20 protein-coding genes are annotated in these 17,755 nt (G+C 68.5%); 9 read left to right on the forward strand and 11 right to left on the reverse strand.

What is annotated here, in order from left to right; genetic code table 11:
- From A8G18_RS14070 to A8G18_RS14080, 3 genes are all read right to left on the reverse strand, one after another.
- Entirely contained in the window at positions 1-2,292 is a 2,292-nt protein-coding gene (locus A8G18_RS14070) for a M28 family peptidase (RefSeq protein ID WP_064064367.1), read from the reverse strand.
- A 73-nt stretch (positions 2,293-2,365) separates the two neighbouring features.
- Positions 2,366-3,589, reverse strand: coding sequence for a globin domain-containing protein (locus A8G18_RS14075; RefSeq protein ID WP_064064368.1), 1,224 nt, complete (start codon positions 3,587-3,589; stop codon positions 2,366-2,368).
- 54 nt (positions 3,590-3,643) lie between these two features.
- Positions 3,644-4,087, reverse strand: a complete 444-nt coding sequence (locus A8G18_RS14080; protein WP_064064369.1) for an RrF2 family transcriptional regulator — start codon at positions 4,085-4,087, stop codon at positions 3,644-3,646.
- Between the two features lie 146 nt (positions 4,088-4,233).
- Here A8G18_RS14080 and A8G18_RS14085 point away from each other — a divergent pair, with 146 nt between their 5' ends.
- The 3 genes from A8G18_RS14085 (at position 4,234) to A8G18_RS14095 (ending at position 7,193) form a co-directional block, all read left to right on the forward strand.
- Complete coding sequence (locus A8G18_RS14085; protein WP_064064370.1) at positions 4,234-5,142, forward strand: universal stress protein; 909 nt, start codon at positions 4,234-4,236, stop codon at positions 5,140-5,142.
- Positions 5,143-5,215: 73 nt separating this feature from the next.
- Complete coding sequence (locus tag A8G18_RS14090; RefSeq protein WP_016933393.1) at positions 5,216-6,256, forward strand: LLM class F420-dependent oxidoreductase; 1,041 nt, start codon at positions 5,216-5,218, stop codon at positions 6,254-6,256.
- Positions 6,257-6,281: 25 nt separating this feature from the next.
- Positions 6,282-7,193, forward strand: a complete 912-nt coding sequence (locus A8G18_RS14095; RefSeq protein WP_026003122.1) for a universal stress protein — start codon at positions 6,282-6,284, stop codon at positions 7,191-7,193.
- Positions 7,194-7,240: 47 nt separating this feature from the next.
- Here A8G18_RS14095 and A8G18_RS14100 read toward each other — a convergent pair whose 3' ends face one another.
- Entirely contained in the window at positions 7,241-7,504 is a 264-nt protein-coding gene (locus A8G18_RS14100) for a hypothetical protein (RefSeq protein ID WP_016933391.1), read from the reverse strand.
- 23 nt (positions 7,505-7,527) lie between these two features.
- On the reverse strand, positions 7,528-8,451 hold the full coding sequence (locus tag A8G18_RS14105) for a nitroreductase family protein (RefSeq protein ID WP_026003121.1): 924 nt from the start codon (positions 8,449-8,451) through the stop codon (positions 7,528-7,530).
- A gap of 182 nt (positions 8,452-8,633) precedes the next feature.
- On the opposite strand from A8G18_RS14105, the gene A8G18_RS14110 reads away from it, so the two are divergent.
- Positions 8,634-9,281 (forward strand): response regulator transcription factor, encoded by a 648-nt coding sequence (locus A8G18_RS14110; RefSeq protein ID WP_037222806.1) that lies wholly within the window; start codon positions 8,634-8,636, stop codon positions 9,279-9,281.
- Positions 9,282-9,306: 25 nt separating this feature from the next.
- Here the strand turns inward: A8G18_RS14110 and A8G18_RS14115 are convergent, their stop codons facing one another.
- From A8G18_RS14115 to A8G18_RS14125, 3 genes are all read right to left on the reverse strand, one after another.
- Positions 9,307-10,965: a sensor histidine kinase gene (locus A8G18_RS14115; protein WP_016933387.1), complete on the reverse strand. Its 1,659-nt coding sequence runs from the start codon at positions 10,963-10,965 to the stop codon at positions 9,307-9,309.
- Entirely contained in the window at positions 10,962-11,606 is a 645-nt protein-coding gene (locus tag A8G18_RS14120; protein WP_016933386.1) for an alpha/beta hydrolase family protein, read from the reverse strand. Before A8G18_RS14120 ends, A8G18_RS14115 begins: the two co-directional genes overlap by 4 nt.
- 64 nt (positions 11,607-11,670) lie before the next feature.
- Positions 11,671-12,219, reverse strand: a complete 549-nt coding sequence (locus A8G18_RS14125) for a hypothetical protein (RefSeq protein ID WP_016933385.1) — start codon at positions 12,217-12,219, stop codon at positions 11,671-11,673.
- 82 nt (positions 12,220-12,301) lie between these two features.
- On the opposite strand from A8G18_RS14125, the gene A8G18_RS14130 reads away from it, so the two are divergent.
- Together A8G18_RS14130 and A8G18_RS14135 are read left to right on the forward strand one after the other, a co-directional pair.
- Positions 12,302-12,796 (forward strand): DUF2243 domain-containing protein, encoded by a 495-nt coding sequence (locus A8G18_RS14130; protein WP_037222805.1) that lies wholly within the window; start codon positions 12,302-12,304, stop codon positions 12,794-12,796.
- Positions 12,797-12,805: 9 nt separating this feature from the next.
- Complete coding sequence (locus A8G18_RS14135) at positions 12,806-13,615, forward strand: cytochrome c oxidase assembly protein (protein WP_064064371.1); 810 nt, start codon at positions 12,806-12,808, stop codon at positions 13,613-13,615.
- Between the two features lie 152 nt (positions 13,616-13,767).
- Here the strand turns inward: A8G18_RS14135 and A8G18_RS14140 are convergent, their stop codons facing one another.
- A complete protein-coding gene (locus tag A8G18_RS14140; RefSeq protein WP_064064372.1) occupies positions 13,768-14,505 on the reverse strand; it encodes an AAA family ATPase in 738 nt (245 codons plus the stop codon).
- A gap of 151 nt (positions 14,506-14,656) precedes the next feature.
- On the reverse strand, positions 14,657-15,523 hold the full coding sequence (locus tag A8G18_RS14145; RefSeq protein WP_016933256.1) for an Fpg/Nei family DNA glycosylase: 867 nt from the start codon (positions 15,521-15,523) through the stop codon (positions 14,657-14,659).
- Between the two features lie 73 nt (positions 15,524-15,596).
- Between A8G18_RS14145 and A8G18_RS14150 the strand changes: the two genes are divergently transcribed.
- Genes A8G18_RS14150 through A8G18_RS14160 form a run of 3 tightly spaced genes read left to right on the forward strand, consistent with a single transcriptional unit; the run spans position 15,597 to position 17,244 of the window.
- Positions 15,597-16,397: a thymidylate synthase gene (locus A8G18_RS14150; RefSeq protein ID WP_016933257.1), complete on the forward strand. Its 801-nt coding sequence runs from the start codon at positions 15,597-15,599 to the stop codon at positions 16,395-16,397.
- Positions 16,397-16,882: a dihydrofolate reductase gene (locus A8G18_RS14155; RefSeq protein ID WP_016933258.1), complete on the forward strand. Its 486-nt coding sequence runs from the start codon at positions 16,397-16,399 to the stop codon at positions 16,880-16,882. Before A8G18_RS14150 ends, A8G18_RS14155 begins: the two co-directional genes overlap by 1 nt.
- Before the next feature lie 35 nt (positions 16,883-16,917).
- On the forward strand, positions 16,918-17,244 hold the full coding sequence (locus tag A8G18_RS14160; RefSeq protein WP_016933259.1) for a cupin domain-containing protein: 327 nt from the start codon (positions 16,918-16,920) through the stop codon (positions 17,242-17,244).
- 6 nt (positions 17,245-17,250) lie between these two features.
- Here the strand turns inward: A8G18_RS14160 and A8G18_RS14165 are convergent.
- A partial coding sequence (locus A8G18_RS14165) for a carboxylesterase family protein (protein WP_157100855.1) occupies positions 17,251-17,755 on the reverse strand: 505 nt, incomplete at its 5' end.

Raw genomic sequence — 17,755 nt, forward strand, 5'->3', positions numbered from 1 at the left:
CTACAAGCGGAAGGTCCGTGTCACGGCCACCGTCGGTTGCACGATGACACGGTCGGTGGGCGGTACGAATCCGGGTACGACGCCGAGATCGTCACCGAGATCGACCACCCGGACACCGAGATGGTTCTCGCGCATGCTCAGCGTCAGATCCACCTCGATCCCGTCGGGGCCGGGAGCCCAGAACAGGAAACCGAACTTGTCGGAGGGTTCGGCGCGGTAACCGTCCACCGTCGCGCCGTGGACGTGGGCCGTCGTGCTGTCGATCCACAATCCGACGGCCTGGGCGTCCCGCGGTGAGGTCAGCCGCAGCCGGATCTCCCGCGCGCTCCCGCCGATCGTGTCCTCGAGGATCTCGACCTCGGGCGCTTCGAGATCGGCGACCGGGGCGGGCCCGCGATGCATCGGGCGGTCCTCCCGCCACGGGAATGCGGCGGGAAGCGGTTCTGGACCGCTGGTGAGCAGGTCTCGGCTCCAGTCGGAGCGCGGACCGTCGGGCGACCCCCACACTGCGGCGCCCCGGTCGGCGTCGAGCGAGTACCAGAGGTATTCCTGCCGGGGATCGGTCGCTCCGTCCCGGTTGAGGTGACCGGCCAGCAGCGTGCACACCGCGACGAGCACCACGGTGCCCGTCGCGCAGGTCACGAACCCCCGCGTGGTCGCCGGGAGCGGCTCGCACAGCGGGAGCACCGCGGCGAAGACGAATGCGACGAACAGACCGGCCACCGGTGCCCCGTACAGAAGGCCCGCGTCGAACGACACCAGCACGGCGGGCAGACCGAAGATCAGGGACCCGAGCGCGCCCAGCGTCGTCGCGACGAGCGGCCACACCGTGTCGCGCTGCGGGAGCAACAGCGCCACCAGCAGCCCCAGCGCCGACGGCAACGTGAGCACCGACAGTGTCAGCGGCACACCGGGGAAGGGGATACCGATCAGCGAAAGCATCGCGACGAGCACGAATGCTCCGCACGTGAGGGCGGCGACCGGACGGCCGCGGCCCCACCACGACCGGATGACGACCAGTACGCCGAGGGCCGCGACGACAGCGGCGAACTGGAAGACGCCGGGCCGGTAGGGCTCGTCGGCGACCGGTGCGGCCATGCCCGGATCGAGGACCTGCGCGACCCACCACGGCAACCATGCTGCCCCCGCGGCGAGCGCGGCCGCGAGCAGGGACACGACGACGGCGGTGCCGACCTGCGAGGCCGACGTCTCACCGCGGCGCACGCGCAGCACGACGAGCGCCGCCACGACGCCGCCGAGGACGACCGATCCGACGATCTCGGCCCAGCGCGGCATGTGGAGAAGTCCCCACGGCGCGGTGGTCACCACTTGGGCTCCGCCGTCGTCGACGACCGTCAGATCGGACGCGGCGAGTGCGCGGGCGGTCGCGAGGGAAGTCTCGCCCATGTGTTGCAGCGACGTCCGGCTGAGACGGTCGGGGGTGTCGAGAGGGCTGTGGTAGTACGCCGATCCCGCCGAGATCGCGGTGTCGAGGGCGTGATGGCCGCTCTCGGCGAAACGACGGAAATCGGTGTCGTTCGGCAGCGCTTCGAAGATCAGCTCGGTGAGGGAATCCGCATGCGCTCCGGGCGCTCCGGCCAGGTTGTCGATCAGGACGCCGTTGGGAGAGGTGATCCGGAAGGTGGTCGGCGTGCCCGCGTTCCCGCGGGCCTCGTGATTGAGGACGACGACGGGCCCCGCTCGCACGGACTGTGTGCCGACGAACCGGTGGGCGCCGAGCAGGCCGTTCTCCTCGCCGTCGGTGAGCAGCACGACGACGTCGTTCCGCGGGGGAGGACCGGCGTCGATCGCGCGTGCGGCCTCCAGGACCGTACCGACGCCGATCCCGTCGTCGCCGGCGCCGGGGGAGCCCCGGACCGTGTCGTAGTGCGCGACGAGCATGACGGTGCCGGTGGGATCGGTACCGTCCAGGGTCGCCGTGATGTTCTGCACACGGGCACCGCGCTGGGTCGCCTCCTCGGGCCGTGCCATCCATCCGACACCGGAGTCGACGCGGGTGGTCCAGCCGAGTTCGTCGAGGACGCCCACGAGATGATCGCGGGCAGTGGTGTGGGCGGTCGAGCCGAGCGGCCGTGGGGCCGTCGCGATCGCGTCGATGTGTTCGCCGGCGCGGGCGGCGCTGAAGACGTCGGCGGGGGCGTCGGTTCCGAGCGGTTCGTCGGAGCGGGGGACCAGGGCGACGAGGCCGGCCACGACGAGTACGCCGAGCAGTGCGAGTACGTGGCCGAAGCGGGACAGGGCCGGGTGGCGAACAACCGCGGCGGAGTCCATGTGTGCAGCCTAGTCGCGACTGCCGCGGTGCCCCGGCAGACTCGGCCGGGGCACCGCGATCGGATCGGCCGGATCAGGAGGCAGGCGCCCAGCTGTCGGGTCCGAACACCTCGTAGTGGATGTTCTCCGCCGGAACGTTGCGTTCGATCAGGGCTTCGCGCAGCGAGAGCATGAACGGCAGCGGGCCGCACAGGTAGGCCTGGGTCTTCGGATCGAGCGGCAGATCCGAGATGTCGGCGCGTCCGATGCGGATGGTCTCGAGCGGCTCGCGGTTGCCGAGATCCTCGTACCAGCGGTACAGCTGGGCCGAAGGAATCTTCTCGGCGAGGGTCTCGAGTTCGCGGCGGTGGGCGTGGCTCGCGACGGAGCGGTCGGCGTGGAGGACCGCGACGGGACGCTTGTCGCCGACGCCGGCGAGGTGATCGAGCATGCCGATCATCGGGGTGCAGCCGATGCCGGCCGACGCCAGCAGGATCGGGGTCTCGTCCTCGATGAGGACGAGATCGCCGAAGGGAGTGGTGACCTGAAGCTCGTCGCCTTCGAAGACGTTGTTGTACAGGAAGTTCGATACTTCGCCGGCGGGGAGCACGGTGCCGTCGGCTGTGGTGGTCTGCAGCACCCGCTTGACGGTGATCCGCCAGTCGCCCTTGGCAGGTGCGCTCGACAGGCTGTACTGACGGATCTGCCGGGCGCCGTCGGGGAGGTGGACGCCGACCGAGAGGTACTGGCCCGGGCGGAAGATGGGCAGCGGGGAGCCGTCGAGTGAGGTGAGGACGAACGAGACGGTGTCGGCGGACTGGTGCACGCGGTCGGCGACGCGGACGGTGCGCCAGACGTCGCCGGTCTCGACACCCGCGGCCCGGTACAGATCGGCCTCCATCGAGATGAGAGTGTCGGCCATCAGCCAGTACAGCTCGTCCCATGCCTTCGCGACCTCGGGCGTGACCGCGTCTCCGAGGATTTCGACGATCGCCTCGAAGAGGTGCTTGTGGACGATCCAGTATTCGTCGGGCTTGATGCCGAGCGAGGCGTGCTTGTGGGCGATGCGGGACAGGATCGCCTCGACACGTGCGGGATCGGGATCGAGCTGGAGCGTCGCGAAGGCCGCGATGGATCCGGCGAGGGCCTTCTGCTGCTCACCCTGCTTCTGGTTGCCGCGGTTGAACAGGTCGCGTTCGAGTTCGGGGTGGGCGGCGAACATCTTGCTGTAGAACAGCGGGGTGATGTCGCCGATGGCGGCTCCCACCGCCGGAAGGGTCGCGGCGATGACGTCCTTGGATTCGGGTGAGAGCGGCATGGTGTGTCTCCTCGTGTGTGTCGTGACGGGCTGCGCCGGCGGCCTCGCCGTGGGTCAGCGGTCGGTGGGTGGTTCGAGGGTGAGCGGGACCGGGCCGGCGTCAGGGGTCGCCAGGTCGGCGATCGTGACGTCGTCGAGGGCGGCGTAGAAGGCGTCCTGTGCGGCGCGCAGCTTCGAGCGCAGGTTGCAGCCGTGACGCATAGGGCACGGCTTCGCTCCTTCGCACTCGACGACTTCCTCTTCACCTTCGAGGGCTCGGGTGAGCCATCCGAGGCTCGCCGTGCGGCCGAGTTCGGTGATGGCCAGGCCTCCGCCGCGTCCGCGGCGGGTGGTGACCACTCCGAGCTCGCCGAGCCGGGCGACGACCTTCGTCGTATGTGCGTACGACAAGTCGAGCTGGTCTGCAATCGTTCTGGTACCGGGCATACTCCCCGCCGGGCCGGCGACGAGATGCATCACAACTCTCAGTCCGAGATCGGTGAACCGGGTGAGTTGCATGGCCCTACGCTAGTAAATTCGCATCCACGATGACAATTTTATGTGACGCAGATCGCTGTCGATGGAATGCATTGCAACCGAAGGAATCTCGACACGATGACCAAAGTCCGTATCCGGGCGTACCGGATCCGGCTAGCCTTACGGATGTGAAACCTCTCGGTGAAGCACCCCGCGACCACAACCACGTGACCGTCGGTGTGGACGGTTCCCCGGCCTCCGAGCGCGCGGTGAGGTGGGCTGCCGCCACCGCGGCCGGCCGGAAGATCCCACTGCATCTCGTCCACGCGGTGGACTTCGCGCCGTCGGGCTGGACGAAACTTCCCTTCTTCCGCCCCTCGCAGGTCTTCGAGTGGAGCGAGGCCGAGGCCCAGGCACTCCTGAAGGAGGCGGCAGAGACCGCCGAGGCGGTGGCGCCGGATCTCGAGATCACCGCCGAGCTCGCCCTCACCGGAAGCGCCAAGTGGCTCGTCGAATTGTCCCGCACGTCGCGCATGATCGTCCTCGGGGCCACCGGCGGCACCAAGCTGGGGGAGGCGTTCCTCGGTTCCACCCCGGTCTCCGTCGCAGGTCACGCCGAATGCCCCGTCGTCGTGGTGCGGGGACCGGAAGGGCCCGTCCCCGACGAGCGGCCCGTCGTCGTCGGCGTGGACGGCAGCCCCGCCAGTCGCCAGGCGGTCGATCTGGCGTTCGAGGAGGCATCCTGGCGCAGGGTCGACCTCGTCGCCGTCCACGTCTGGAGCGACCTGAAGGTCGGGGAGATCGACGAGTCACCCCTCGACTTCGATCCCCGCGCGTTCGAGGAGTACGAGCACTCCCTGCTGTCCGAGTGCCTCGCGGGCTACGGCGAGCGCTATCCGGACGTGACGGTCCACCGGAAGGTCTACGTCGACGGCCCCCGCGCCCATCTGCAGTCCTGGAGCGAGAAAGCCCAGCTCGTCGTGGTAGGGACCCGCGGCAGGGGCGGCTTCAAGGGGATGGTGCTCGGTTCTACCGGAAACGCGCTCATGCGCGAGGCGCGCTGCCCCGTGATGGTGGTGCGACCGGTCACCTCCTGACGGCGGTAGTGTTCGGGGCACGTGGACGATCGCGCCCCCGAACGGGGGTGTGCAGCAGGGACGAAGGTGGCGCATGCGCATCGGGATGGGACTGAACTACAGCGGAGGTTTCGCGGAGACCGCGGCGGAGGTGGCCGACCTGGAGAAGGCCGGCCTCGACATCGTGTTCGTGCCCGAGGCCTATTCGTTCGACGCGGTGAGCCAGCTCGGCTATCTGGCGGCGAAGACCTCCCGCGTCGAACTCGCCTCCGGCATCCTCCAGTTGTTCACCCGGACACCCACGCTCACCGCCATGACGGCGGCCGGTCTGGACTTCGTCTCCGACGGCCGATTCGTGCTCGGTATCGGCGCGTCGGGCCCTCAGGTCATCGAAGGTTTCCACGGCGTTCCCTACAACGCGCCGCTGGGTCGCACCCGCGAGATCGTCGACATCTGCCGGCAGGTGTGGCGCCGCGAGAAGGTGGACCACCAGGGCAAGTACTACCAGATCCCGCTGCCCGAAGACCGCGGCACCGGACTCGGCAAGCCGCTGAAGATCATCAACAAGCCTGTGCGCGAACGTATCCCGATCATCATCGCGTCGCTCGGCCCGAAGAACGTCGAGATGACCGCCGAGATCGCCGAGGGCTGGCAGCCGTTGTTCTACTACCCGGAGAAGGCCGCCGACGTGTGGGGCGAGTCGATCGCGAAGGGCAAGGCCAAGCGCGATCCCGCACTCGGCGACCTGCAGATCTACGCGCAGACCCCGCTCGCCATCGGCGACGACGTCGACCACATGCTCGACTGGGTCCGGCCCATGGTCGCGCTGTACGTCGGCGGCATGGGAGCCAAGGGCAAGAACTTCTACAACGACCTCGCCATCCGGTACGGCTACGCGAAGGAAGCCGAGACCATTCAGGAGCTGTACCTGGCCGGCAAGAAGGACGAGGCGGCCGCAGCGGTGCCCCTCGAACTGCTCCGCTCGATCTCCCTGATCGGCCCGGAGGGCTTCGTGCGCGAACGCATCGCGGCCTTCGCGGAAGCCGGGGTCACCACCCTCAACGTCACCCCGTTCGCGGCCGATACCGCCGGGCGTGTGCGACTGATCGAGCAGCTGCGGCAGATCTGCGGCTGACCCACCGAGAAAGGTTCCGCGTGCGATGACCGAGAACAAGCCGATCGTCGTGGCCGTCGACGGATCCGACGCGTCCACCACCGCGGTGAGCTGGGCGGCACGGGCGGCGGCGATCCGTGGCCTGCCGTTGCGCATCGTCACCGTCGTGCACATCCCCGCCTTCTACTACTCCGAGCCCTACCTCGCGCAGAGCTTCCACGAGGAGATGAAGGCAACCGCCCGCGACCGCCTCGACAGCGCGGCCGCGCTCGCCCGGCAGATCATCGACGAGAACCGCCACGGGAACGTCGAGGTCACCACCGCGCAGCTCGAAGGCAAGGTCGTTCCCACGCTCATCGCCGAGGCCGACCACGCGGATCGGCTCGTCGTCGGCTCACGCGGCCTCGGTGAGGTGAAGGGTCTGCTCGCTGGGTCGGTCTCCACGGCGGTCGTCTCGCACGCGAAGGCGCCCGTCGTGGTGGTGCGGGGTCGTACGCTCGACGGCGCTCCGCCGGCGGAAGGGCCCGTCGTGGTCGGTGTCGACGGATCGGTCTCGTGCCGCGACGCGGTGGAGGTCGCGTTCGAGGAGGCATCCGCGCGCGGTGCGACGCTCGTTGCGGTGAACGTGTGGAGCGACGTGAGTGTGCAACCGTCGCTCGGGGCCGTCCCCGACGACCCGCACTGGAGCCGGATCCAGACCGGTGAGGAGGTCGTGCTCGCCGAGCGTCTCGCCGGTTATCAGGAGCGGTATCCGGACGTCGCCGTCGAGCGTGTCGTCGCGCGCGACCGGCCGGTGCGGGTGCTCAGCGAATATGCCGAAGCGGCACAGCTTCTCGTGGTCGGAACCCGCGGCCGCGGCGGATTCAAGGGACTGCTGCTGGGGTCCACCAGCAACGCGCTGATCCAGACCGCCGACTGCCCGGTCCTCGTCGTACGTTCGACCGAGACCGAGGACTGATCCGGGTGGGGCGTCGGCCGAAGTCGTCGACGCCCCCGACCGAGGCGTCAGCCGAAGTCGTCGACGCCACCTTCGCGCAGTTCCCGCCATGCGTCGGCCGGGTGTACGCCGCGGCTGACCGCCCCGTTCTCGATGAGCACTCCGAGCATCTGCGAGAGCAGGAACGCGACGTCCTCGAGGCGTCCGCTCTCGTAGCGGGCGGTCAGCCAGCCCGAGACATTGCCGACCTTGGCGGCCTGCGCCATGTCCAGGGCTGTGCGGAACAACTCGCGGGTCGGATCGTCGATCGGCTGCTCGGTCGGTGCACTCATCGTCGCTTCACTCTCCCGTTTCTTCAGAAACCCACACGCAGGACGACCAGCGGAACGACCGTCAGGTCGAGCATCTCGGCCAGGCGCGACCCGGCGTCCTCCACCCGCAGGGGATGCGTCAGTACCGATGCCGACAATCGCGCGTCGATCGCCGCCAGCCAGCACCGTTCGACGGCCGCGCCCACCCGGATCAGATCGGCCGGTGAGGTCGACGGTGCGGAGAACAGCAGCACCGACTCGCGCGCGATCGCCGATGCCAGCGCATCGACGTCCGGGATCCCCGTCGTGACCAGGGCGTCGCCCGCTGCGCCCTTCCCGTCGAGGGTCGCACTCCACGTGGTGACCACCTCGGAGTTGCCGCGCGGCTGCCAATGGGAGGTCCACGAGAACATCTCGCGCTGATAGTGCGGATGACGGCGGCAGGCCTCCGCCGCATACGCGAGCACCTGGGCCAGGGCGACGGCCTCGTCGTCCGCGAGCAGGCGCACGTCCACATCTGCGATCTCGCCGGCCACGGCGATCATGTCGGCGAGCGTCTCCGTCGGCACCGAGATGTCGGTGAACGATGTGCGGTGGCTGCGCCGGTGCGAGATCGCCGCATACAACCGCAGGTCGCGACCGGCCGGGGTGCCCGGTCCGAGCGTCTCGATGCGCGCGACGAGCTCCGGACGCTGCGGATCGGGCAGCACAGTGGTGCGCGATCTGTTTCCGAGGACCCGGATCGCGAGTTCGAGGTTGGTGAGGGCCGCGCCGCACGAGATCAACCGGTCGACACGCAGCGGGTCCGGGCCCGGCTCGGCGAATTCGAGGCGTTCCTCGAGTTCGGCGCTGTGATCGGGCAGGCGCAGATTCCATGGTTGCGTGTCGTGCACGGAGGGTGCTTCCACCACCGCACGTGCGATGATCTCGGTGTCACCGAGCGACCAGGTTCCGGCATCGACTGTCACGACATCCTCCTCGTCGGCTCGTTCGTCCCACATGTTCGCCTCTACGTTCAGCGTCTCCCGAGCAGCGTCCGCGGGGGAGGGGGAGAAGGTCCTGATATGGATGTCGAACGGCCCCGCGGACGTGGGTATCGCGGTACAGCTGGGACAATGACCGGAAAGCCTGCCAACGAAAGGTGCCCGAGATGACCCGCGTGTTCCTCGTCGACGATCACGAAATCGTGCGGCGCGGCCTGGTGGATCTGCTGAGCAGCGTGCCGGACTTCACCGTCGTCGGTGAGGCCGCCTCGGTGGGTGAGGCCCTGGCTCGCGTACCCGACAGCGGCGCCGACGTCGTGGTGCTCGACGTGCGGCTTCCCGACGGCAACGGTGTCGAACTGTGCCGCGAGCTGCGTACCCGCATGCCGGATCTGCGCGCTCTGATGCTCACCTCGTACGCCGACGACGAGGCACTCTTCGACGCGATCATGGCAGGCGCCTCCGGGTTCGTGCTCAAGCAGATCCTGGGAACCGACCTCGTCTCGGCGATCCGCACCGTCGGAGAAGGCGGCTCGCTGCTGGACAGCCGTGCCACCGCCGCGCTCATGGACCGGATCCGGGCGTCGCGGACGGCCGATCCGCTCGCCGAACTGTCGGAGCAGGAGCGCGCCGTCTTCGAGCTCATCGGTGAGGGCCTGACCAACCGGGAGATCGCCGAGCGGTTGTTCCTCGCGGAGAAGACCGTGAAGAACTACGTCTCGAGGCTCCTGGCGAAGCTCGGCATGCAGCGACGCACCCAGGCGGCGGTGCTCGCCACCGAACTGCGCAACGAGCGCGGCAAGCCGTCGTCCTAGCGCGAGTGATACCGAGCTCGTCCCGTCAGAGCGGGACGGTCCACAGCACCCGCGTGCCGCGCGGATCGGCCGGACCGATCTCGCACGACCCGCCGCACTGCACGGCGCGCCGCTCGAGGTTCGCCAGGCCGCTGCGGCGAGGTGTGTCGGGAAGGCCTGTGCCGTCGTCGAGGATCTCGATCCGGAAGTCGTCCTGAACCGAGACCGACACCGAGATGTTGTCGGACTGCGAGTGGCGCAGCGCGTTGCTCAGCCCTTCGCGGAGGACGGCCTCGGCGTGCGGGTGGATGCGCATCGGGACCAGGGTGTCGATGGGGCCGACGAACTGGACGTTGGGCGCCACCGCGGAGTGGATGCTCAGATCGCCCACGACGTCCAGCAGTCTCCGGCGCAGACTGTTCGATGCCGCTGCGCCGGTGGTGTGCAGATCGAAGATGGTGGTGCGGATCTCGCGCACCGTCCGGTCGAGCTGCTCGATCGCGTGACGGATGACTTCCACGGCGCGTTCGGTGCCCGCACCTTCCGCGGTCGCGCTCTGGAGGCTCATGCCGGTGGCGAACAGACGTTGGATGACGTTGTCGTGCAGGTCCTGTGCGATGCGGTCGCGGTCGGCGAGCACATCGAGCAGACGCTTCTTGCGCTGCTGTTCGGCGAATTCGAGGGCCACGGCGGCAAGGTTCGCCATGGATTCGAAGCGGGCGACGTCCTCGTCGTCCCACGGTTCGGTGCCGGCCTCACGTGTCGCGATGAGTACGCCCGTGACGGTCGACGTCGCCGACAGAGGCAGCACCACCGCGTGTCCGTCGTCGCCCAGCTCCGTCGGTGGCAGCCCGGGGAGGCTGTCGAGATGCATCACCTGGCGGCTTTTGAGAGCTTGCAGCACAGGTGATCCGGTGATGTCGAAGCGCTTGTCCTTCCCGCACGGGAGCGCGGGTGCTGCGGCCTGCAGGCTGCCGTGGTGGCCGTCGACGAGCACGACATAGACCCCCGCGCACCGGGCGAGTTCGCGGACCTGGCCGGTGAGCATCGACAGCGTCTCGTCCACCGATCCGCCCATCAGCAACCGGGAGTTGATGGACGCCATTGCGGTGAGCCATCTCTCGCGAGCGAGGGAGCCCTCGAACAGGCGGGCGTTCTCGACGGCCACGCCCGCGGACATCGCGAGTACCTTGAGGATCACCTCGTCCTCTTCGGTGAACTCGGGGGCGCCCAGCTTCTCGGTGAGGTAGATACTTCCGAAGACCTTGCCGCGCACCATGATCGGGGTTCCGAGGAAACTCTTCATGGGTGGATGGTTCGGCGGGAAGCCGATCGAGGCGGAGTGCTTCGACAGGTCGCCGAGGCGGACCGGCCGGGGATCGTTGATGAGCAGACCGAGGATGCCCCGGCCTTCGGGCAGGTGACCCATCACCTCGCGCTGCGCCGGATCGATCCCGACGTACACGAACTCCGACAGGCCTCCGTCGGCGGCGCGCACACCGAGTGCTCCGTACCGGGCGTCGAGCAGCGAGGTCGCCGCGGAGACGATGCGCTGGAGCATGGAGTCGAGTTCGAGACCCGATCCCACGACGAGCACCGCCTCGAGCAGACCACGCAGGGTGGTCGGGGCGTCGACGGAGTCGCCGAGCCGGTCGCGGAGCTCGGCGAGCAGCGTGTCGATGGCGACGTCGGTGGGTTCGATCATGACTTCTCTTCCAGCAGGTGCAGCGCAGCAAGGACGGCGGCCTCCGACGGATCCGTCTTCGCGCGGCTCAGGTCGTGTGCGGCCCCGGTGACCTCCACGAGAGTCGTGGCCGCGGGCAGGAGAGCGAGTGCCTCCCGCAGTTCGCCGAAGGTACCGAAGGGATCGCGGTCGCCGTGGACGAACACCGTGGGCATCGCGATCCTCGGCAGGTGCTCGGTGCGCGGCTTCTCCGGTTTCCCCGGGGGATGAAGGGGATAGGACAGCAGGACGAGCGCGTCGGCGATGCCGGGTTCGTCGGCCGCGAGCATCGACGTCTGCCGGCCGCCGTAGGAGACACCGCCCAGCAGCAGGGGTCCGGACACCCGTCCACGCAGCTCAGCGGCCGCGGCGGCGACACCCTCACGGTCCTCCGCCGCCCGGGACGACTGCGGGGGTCCCTTGGGTGTGCGCCGGCGGAACGGCAGGTCGTAGCGCAGGGCGAGGAAGCCGGAGTCGGCGAACCGGGCGCACATCAGTTGCAGGATCCGGGCGTCGCAGTTGCCGCCTGCCCCGTGCGTCAGCGCGACCGCCCCCCGGGGACTCCCGTCGGGACGATGCAGGTGCCCGGCCACGGGGCCGGTGTCCAGCAGTTCGACGCTCACACCGATACGGTAACCGCCGCATCGGCGGCGCTCTCGTACCCCTCCGCGCTCTGCCCCAGGTGGCCTACGCTCCGCGCGGCAGCCGTCCCGCTGCCATGCCGCGAGGCACAGGGCCGATGCCGGAGTGGCGGCCGGGGACGAGCGCGGCGTGCCGCCCACCCGGGCCGGGACCCCGGCGAGCGGCCAGCGCGTCGGCGACCGCCCCGGTGACGAAGCCGTAGACGCTCTTGTGGAGGACGTCGACGGCCAGTTCCGAGCGGGGCCACGTCTGCGGCGGTGCGCCGACGCCGGTCGCGTTCTCGAGGATCTGGTCGTTGGTCAGCCGCACGACGGTGAACTTCATCGATGCGAGTGGGCCCCGCAGCCCCACCTCGGCCATGACCGACCGCACCACACCCAGGGCGATGCCCTGACCGAAGTGCATCGCCCAGTTCAGTGCGGTCGAATTCTGCCCGTCGGACTCGGACGCACCCGTCAACCGGGCGAGGACGCGGCCGGGGACGTGCGAGTTCGGCCGCCCGGTGACGGCCTGCTCGATCTTCTCTCCGACAGTCATGGCCGCGACCCCGGCGGCACCGGCGACCAGGCCTTCCCACAGTGCGTTTCTCAGCATGATCGCTCGGGTACCCCTCGCGGGATCGGAACAATCGGCAATCCCGATACGGCAGGTCCCGGGACGATACGGTGAGGAAGCGATGACCGGCGCGATGCGACCCGGGGGTACGCGCGACGGAATGTCGGTGCGGCACTCCGCGATCAGTGGTGCTCTGCTCGGTGTGGCGCTCATGGCGGCGATCGACGAGATCGTCTTCCACCAGATCCTCGGCTGGCACCACTTCTACGATCGCTCCACGCCCGCGGTGGGTCTCGCCTCCGACGGCCTGCTGCACACTGCCGAGTTGCTCGTTCTCGTAGCGGGATTCGCGTTGCTCGCGGACGTGCGTCGCAGACATGCCCTTGCAGTACGGCACTTCTGGGCGGCCCTGCTCATGGGTGCCGGGGGATTCCAGTTGTTCGACGGACTGGTCGACCACAAGGTGCTCCGCATCCACCAGATCCGGTACGACGTCGACGTGTGGCCCTACGACCTGGCGTGGATCGGAGCGGCTCTCGTGTTCCTGATCGCCGGTGCTGCGCTGTGGTGGTCGGCGCGGCGGAACGTCCGCACCGTCGGGCTCCCGGACGGATAGGAGCCGTCGGTGCACGACCATCCGACGTACACGGGGCCGGGTGTGCTCGCCCTCGTCGTCCTGATCGCCGCAGGGGTGGGGGTCGCGCTGTACACCGGTGCGGCCGTGCGGCTGCGCCGGCGTGGCGACGCGTGGCCGCGGTGGCGTGACGCGAGCGTCGTCGCGGGCGCCGGTGCCGTCGCCGCCGCGGCGGTGCTGCCCTTGCCCGGTGGTCCGTTCACCTCCCACATGACCGGCCATCTGCTGGTCGGCATGGTCGGACCGCTTCTGATCGTGCTGGGCAGGCCGATGACGCTGCTGTTGAGGAACGTCCCGGGAGGACGCACACGCACCGGTCTGCTCACCGTGCTGCATTCACGTCCGGCCGGTCTGCTGACGGTGCCGGTCGTCGCGGCAGTCCTGGACATGGGTGGGTTGTGGGTGCTCTACCGGACACCACTGTTCGCGGCAATGCACGACGACGTGCTCGTCGCGACTGCCGTCCACCTGCACGTCTTCGCTGCGGGGATGCTGTTCACCGTCGCGATCTGCCGCCTCGATCCGCTCCGGCGCAGGTACGGTCTCCCGCACCTCGCGGTGGTGTTGCTCGTGGCCGGCGCCGCCCATTCGGTACTGGCGAAGACGCTGTATGCGCAGTCACCGCCCGGTACTACCTTCGATGTGCCCGATCTGCAGACCGGTGCCCAGGTGATGTACTACGGCGGCGACGCGGTCGGAGTCGCCTTGGCCGTCGTGCTCGCCGTCCGCTGGTACGGCGAGGTGGGGCGGGCTCGCACGCGTGCAGTCACGGCCGGTCGCGCTCGTCGACCGGCCGCATGAGCCGCATCCGCGCTACCGCGTACATGCCGAGCGGGAAGACGATCGACCACAGGGGCGAGTCGAGGTGTTCAGCAAGACGAGCAAGTGCCTGCCCGCATCAGGGATCGAACAGAATCGAACGAGCTGCGATTTCCTGTGAGGGACACACCGGTTCAGTCGCCCAGTCTGCCGCCGGCAGTCAGGTGGCGGAGATACCGGCCAGGCGCATCAAGAAATGAACGCCAACTCTGCACCATGTCGAGTTCGTCGTATTCACGGTCTCGTAGCCCCCATTCGCCTATCTCGAAGAGTTTCGCTTCGGGAAGTGACGCAAGGATCGGCGAATGGGTGGACATGATCACCTGCGACCCGCTCGCCAGGAGTTCACGGATGTGCGCCAGTAACGCGAGGCATCCGTTGAATGACAGAGCAGACTCGGCCTCGTCGAACACCCACAGACCACCGATCCCGGACCGAGTGGCGAAGAACTCGACAAAGGACTCGCCGTGGCTTTGATAGTTGTGTACCCCGGAGACACCGACGTCATCGAGATATGAGAAGTGACCGTGCATCGTCTCTGCTCGCAGGAATACTCCCTGTCGGGAGCTTCCTGCACCCCGTACGAGTTGCAGATGCTCGGCAAGTCCTGATTCTGTGCGCTGGGTTCGATGGAGCGAGTTCCTGGTGCCGCCTTCGACTCCCAGCCCGTACGCCTCGGCGACCGCTTCGACTATCGTTGATTTGCCGGCGCCGTTCTCGCCCACGAACACCGTGAGGGGCGAGAAATCGAGTCCCTCATCGAGAATCTGGCGTACAGCGGGGAGGCCGGCAGGCCACGTGTCTCGTGAAATCGGGGCAAGACGATGCTCCTCGATGCGACGCACTGGAAGACTCGAGAACAGATCACTCATATCACGGCCAGACTACCGGCCCCTATCGGCTCGAGCGGGAGAGCTTCACACGCGGCGGACCGCCACACCGACTGGGCTACGAGCGTCACGTAGCCGGCAGCGGTCACGACTCCTTTCGCGAACCCGGGACCGGATCTGCACGGCGCGTACGTCACTTCAGCAGGCGGGACATCCGCCGGTCGGCGAGGATCTTCCCGTCGGTCTGGCAGGTGGGGCAGTACTGGAACGAACGGTCGGTGTAGGAGACCTCGCGGACGGTGTCGCCGCACACCGGGCACGGCTCGCCGGTGCGGCCGTGCACGCGCAGCCCCGACCGTTTCTCGCCCTTGAGGCGCACCGCGTCCTGCCCGACCGAGCGGGTGGCGGCGGCGGTGAGCACCGATCGCATCGCCCCGTACAGCGCGGTCACCTCGTCGTCGGTCAGCCGTCCGGCGGTCGCGAACGGTGACTGCTGCGCGACGTGCAGGATCTCGTCGGAGTAGGCGTTGCCGATGCCCGCGAGAATCTTCTGGTCGATCAGCAACGTCTTGAGGCGTGAGGTGCTGTCGGTCAGGAGCGCGGCGAACTCGTCGCGCGTGAGGGCGAGCGCGTCGGGGCCGAGGCGGGCGATGCCGGGTACCTTCTGCGGATCGTCGACGACCCAGACCGCCAGTCGCTTCTTCGTACCCGCCTCGGTGAGGTCGAAGGCCGGTGTCGTCGCGTCGGGGGCGAACAGGTGGACGCGGAGGGCGAGCGGACCGCGGCCGAGTTTCGGGGGAGTCTGCGACGGCTCGTCGAGCCAGCGCAACCAGCCGCCGCGCGACAGGTGCGTGATCAGGTGCAGGCCCGAGCAGTCGATCGCGAGGAACTTGCCGAAGCGCGAGGTGCCGGTGATGTCGCGTCCCTGCAGAGCCGTGATCGGCGGGTCGGCGGTCTGCAGCACGCTCAGCGCTGCGACGTCGATGCGTCCGACGACGCTGCCGACGGCATGCTCGCGCAGGAATACCGCAAGTGCTTCCACCTCGGGGAGCTCGGGCATGGGACCAGGCTACGGTCGCAGGCGCCGTCTCGGGTGCCGACGGGCACGATTCGGTCACGGATAGACTGCCCTCGTGACTGTGCCGACGCCCTACGAAGATCTCCTGCGCCTGATTCTCGACACCGGAGCCGAGAAGAACGACCGCACCGGCACCGGAACCCGAAGCCTGTTCGGCCACCAGATGCGCTTCGATCTGTCCGAGGGCTTCCCGCTGATCACCACGAAGAAGGTGCATCTGAAGTCCATCGTCTACGAGCTGCTGTGGTTCCTGCGCGGCGACTCCAACGTCGAGTGGCTGCGGCAGCACGGCGTGACCATCTGGGACGAATGGGCGGCGCCCGACGGCGACCTCGGACCGGTCTACGGTGTGCAGTGGCGCTCCTGGCCGACGCCGGACGGACAGCACATCGACCAGATCGGCCAGGTCCTCGAGACGCTGCGCACCGACCCCGACTCGCGTCGCATCCTCGTCTCCGCATGGAACGTGGCCGAGCTCGACAAGATGGCGCTCATGCCGTGCCACGCCTTCTTCCAGTTCTACGTGGCCGACGGCAAGCTCAGCTGCCAGCTCTACCAGCGCAGCGCCGACATGTTCCTCGGTGTGCCGTTCAACATTGCGAGCTACGCGCTGCTCACTCACATGGTCGCGCAGCAGACCGGCCTCGAACCCGGCGAGTTCATCTGGACCGGCGGCGACTGCCATATCTACTCCAACCACCTCGAACAGGTCACCGAACAGCTCACTCGTGAGCCGTATCCCTACCCGACGTTGAAGCTGCACCCGCGCGACTCGATCTTCGACTACCGCTACGAGGACGTCGAGGTCGTCGGCTACCGGCACCACCCGGCGATCAAGGCGCCGGTGGCCGTCTGATGGGAGATGTCACCCTCGTCTGGGCGCAGGCACGTGGTGGTGTGATCGGCCGGGAGAACACCATCCCGTGGCACATCCCCGAGGACATGGCGTTCTTCAAGGACGCGACGATGGGAAAGCCGGTGATCATGGGCCGGCTCACCTGGGATTCGCTGCCGCCGAGGTTCCGGCCGCTACCGGGACGCCGGAACATCGTCGTCACCCGCAACGTCGAGTGGTCGGCCCAGGGCGCCGAGACCGCGACGAGCCTCGAGGACGCACTGACACTCGCCCGTGAGGACGAGGTCGTCGTCATGGGTGGGGGCCAGATCTACGCGCAGGCGATGCCGTTCGCGACGCAGCTGCTCGTGACCGAGGTCGACCTCGACGTCGCAGGAGATGCGACCGCACCTCCGATCGGCGCCGAGTGGGTGGCGGATCCCGGAGAATGGCTGACGTCCACCAAGGGAATCAGGTTCCGCTGGATCCGGTACGCCCGAAGCTGAGTTCTCGCGGCGGCATCTGAGCGATACTGCGGTACATGGACAAGCTCTCCTTGACCGCCATGGCACGGCAGCAGCTCAAACTCGCAGCGACGTCCAGCAGCGGACGCAGCTCCCAGACGGTTTTCGGTGGGCATACCAAGCACCTGCGGCAGACCGTCGTCGCGTTGCTGGCGGGGCACGAACTCGGCGAGCACGACAGCCCGGGCGAGGCGACCCTGCAGGTGCTGTCGGGTCAGCTCCAGCTCGTCGCCGGCAACGACGTGTGGAAGGGTTCGGCGGGCGATCTGATCATCATCCCGGCCGTGCGGCACAGCGTCAGCGCCATCGAGGACGTCGCCTTCCTGCTCACCGTGGCGAAATAGCGGCGCTCACCGGACGGGTGCCGGAGCGGTGTACCCGCGGTAGCCCTCCCACGCGAGTCGCCGGTCGCGGCGCGGATCGCGCTCGACACGCGTGACCTCGTCGAAAATGACTGTCGCACGGTCGTTCTCGTCGTAGCGCGGCCACGACGGCAACGGTTCGCCGTGCCGGACCACGTTCAGCCACTGGCGCTGCATCGCCGCGGAGACCGTACGCAGACCGCGTCGGCCCCCCAGCGCCGTGAGGGCGCGGCCGAGCGGTTCGCCGCTCTGGTCGAAGACCGCGAGCAACTCCACGGCGTGGGTCGCGTCGAAGCCCATCCACCGCAACAGTCGCGGGGCGAGGTCGAACCGGTACATGAAGGTCGGCGCGAAACGCGAATGCGCCTGCGCGATCTGCACGGACGGATACCAGAAGGTGAGATCGCCGCCGAGATCGATCGCGGCACGCTCGTCCGGATATCCCGGATAGACCGCCGTGATGCGATCCTTCGCCTCCGGGTCGGTCGCGGCG

This window comes from Rhodococcus gordoniae, assembly GCF_001646655.1.
Taxonomy (GTDB): domain Bacteria; phylum Actinomycetota; class Actinomycetes; order Mycobacteriales; family Mycobacteriaceae; genus Rhodococcus; species Rhodococcus gordoniae.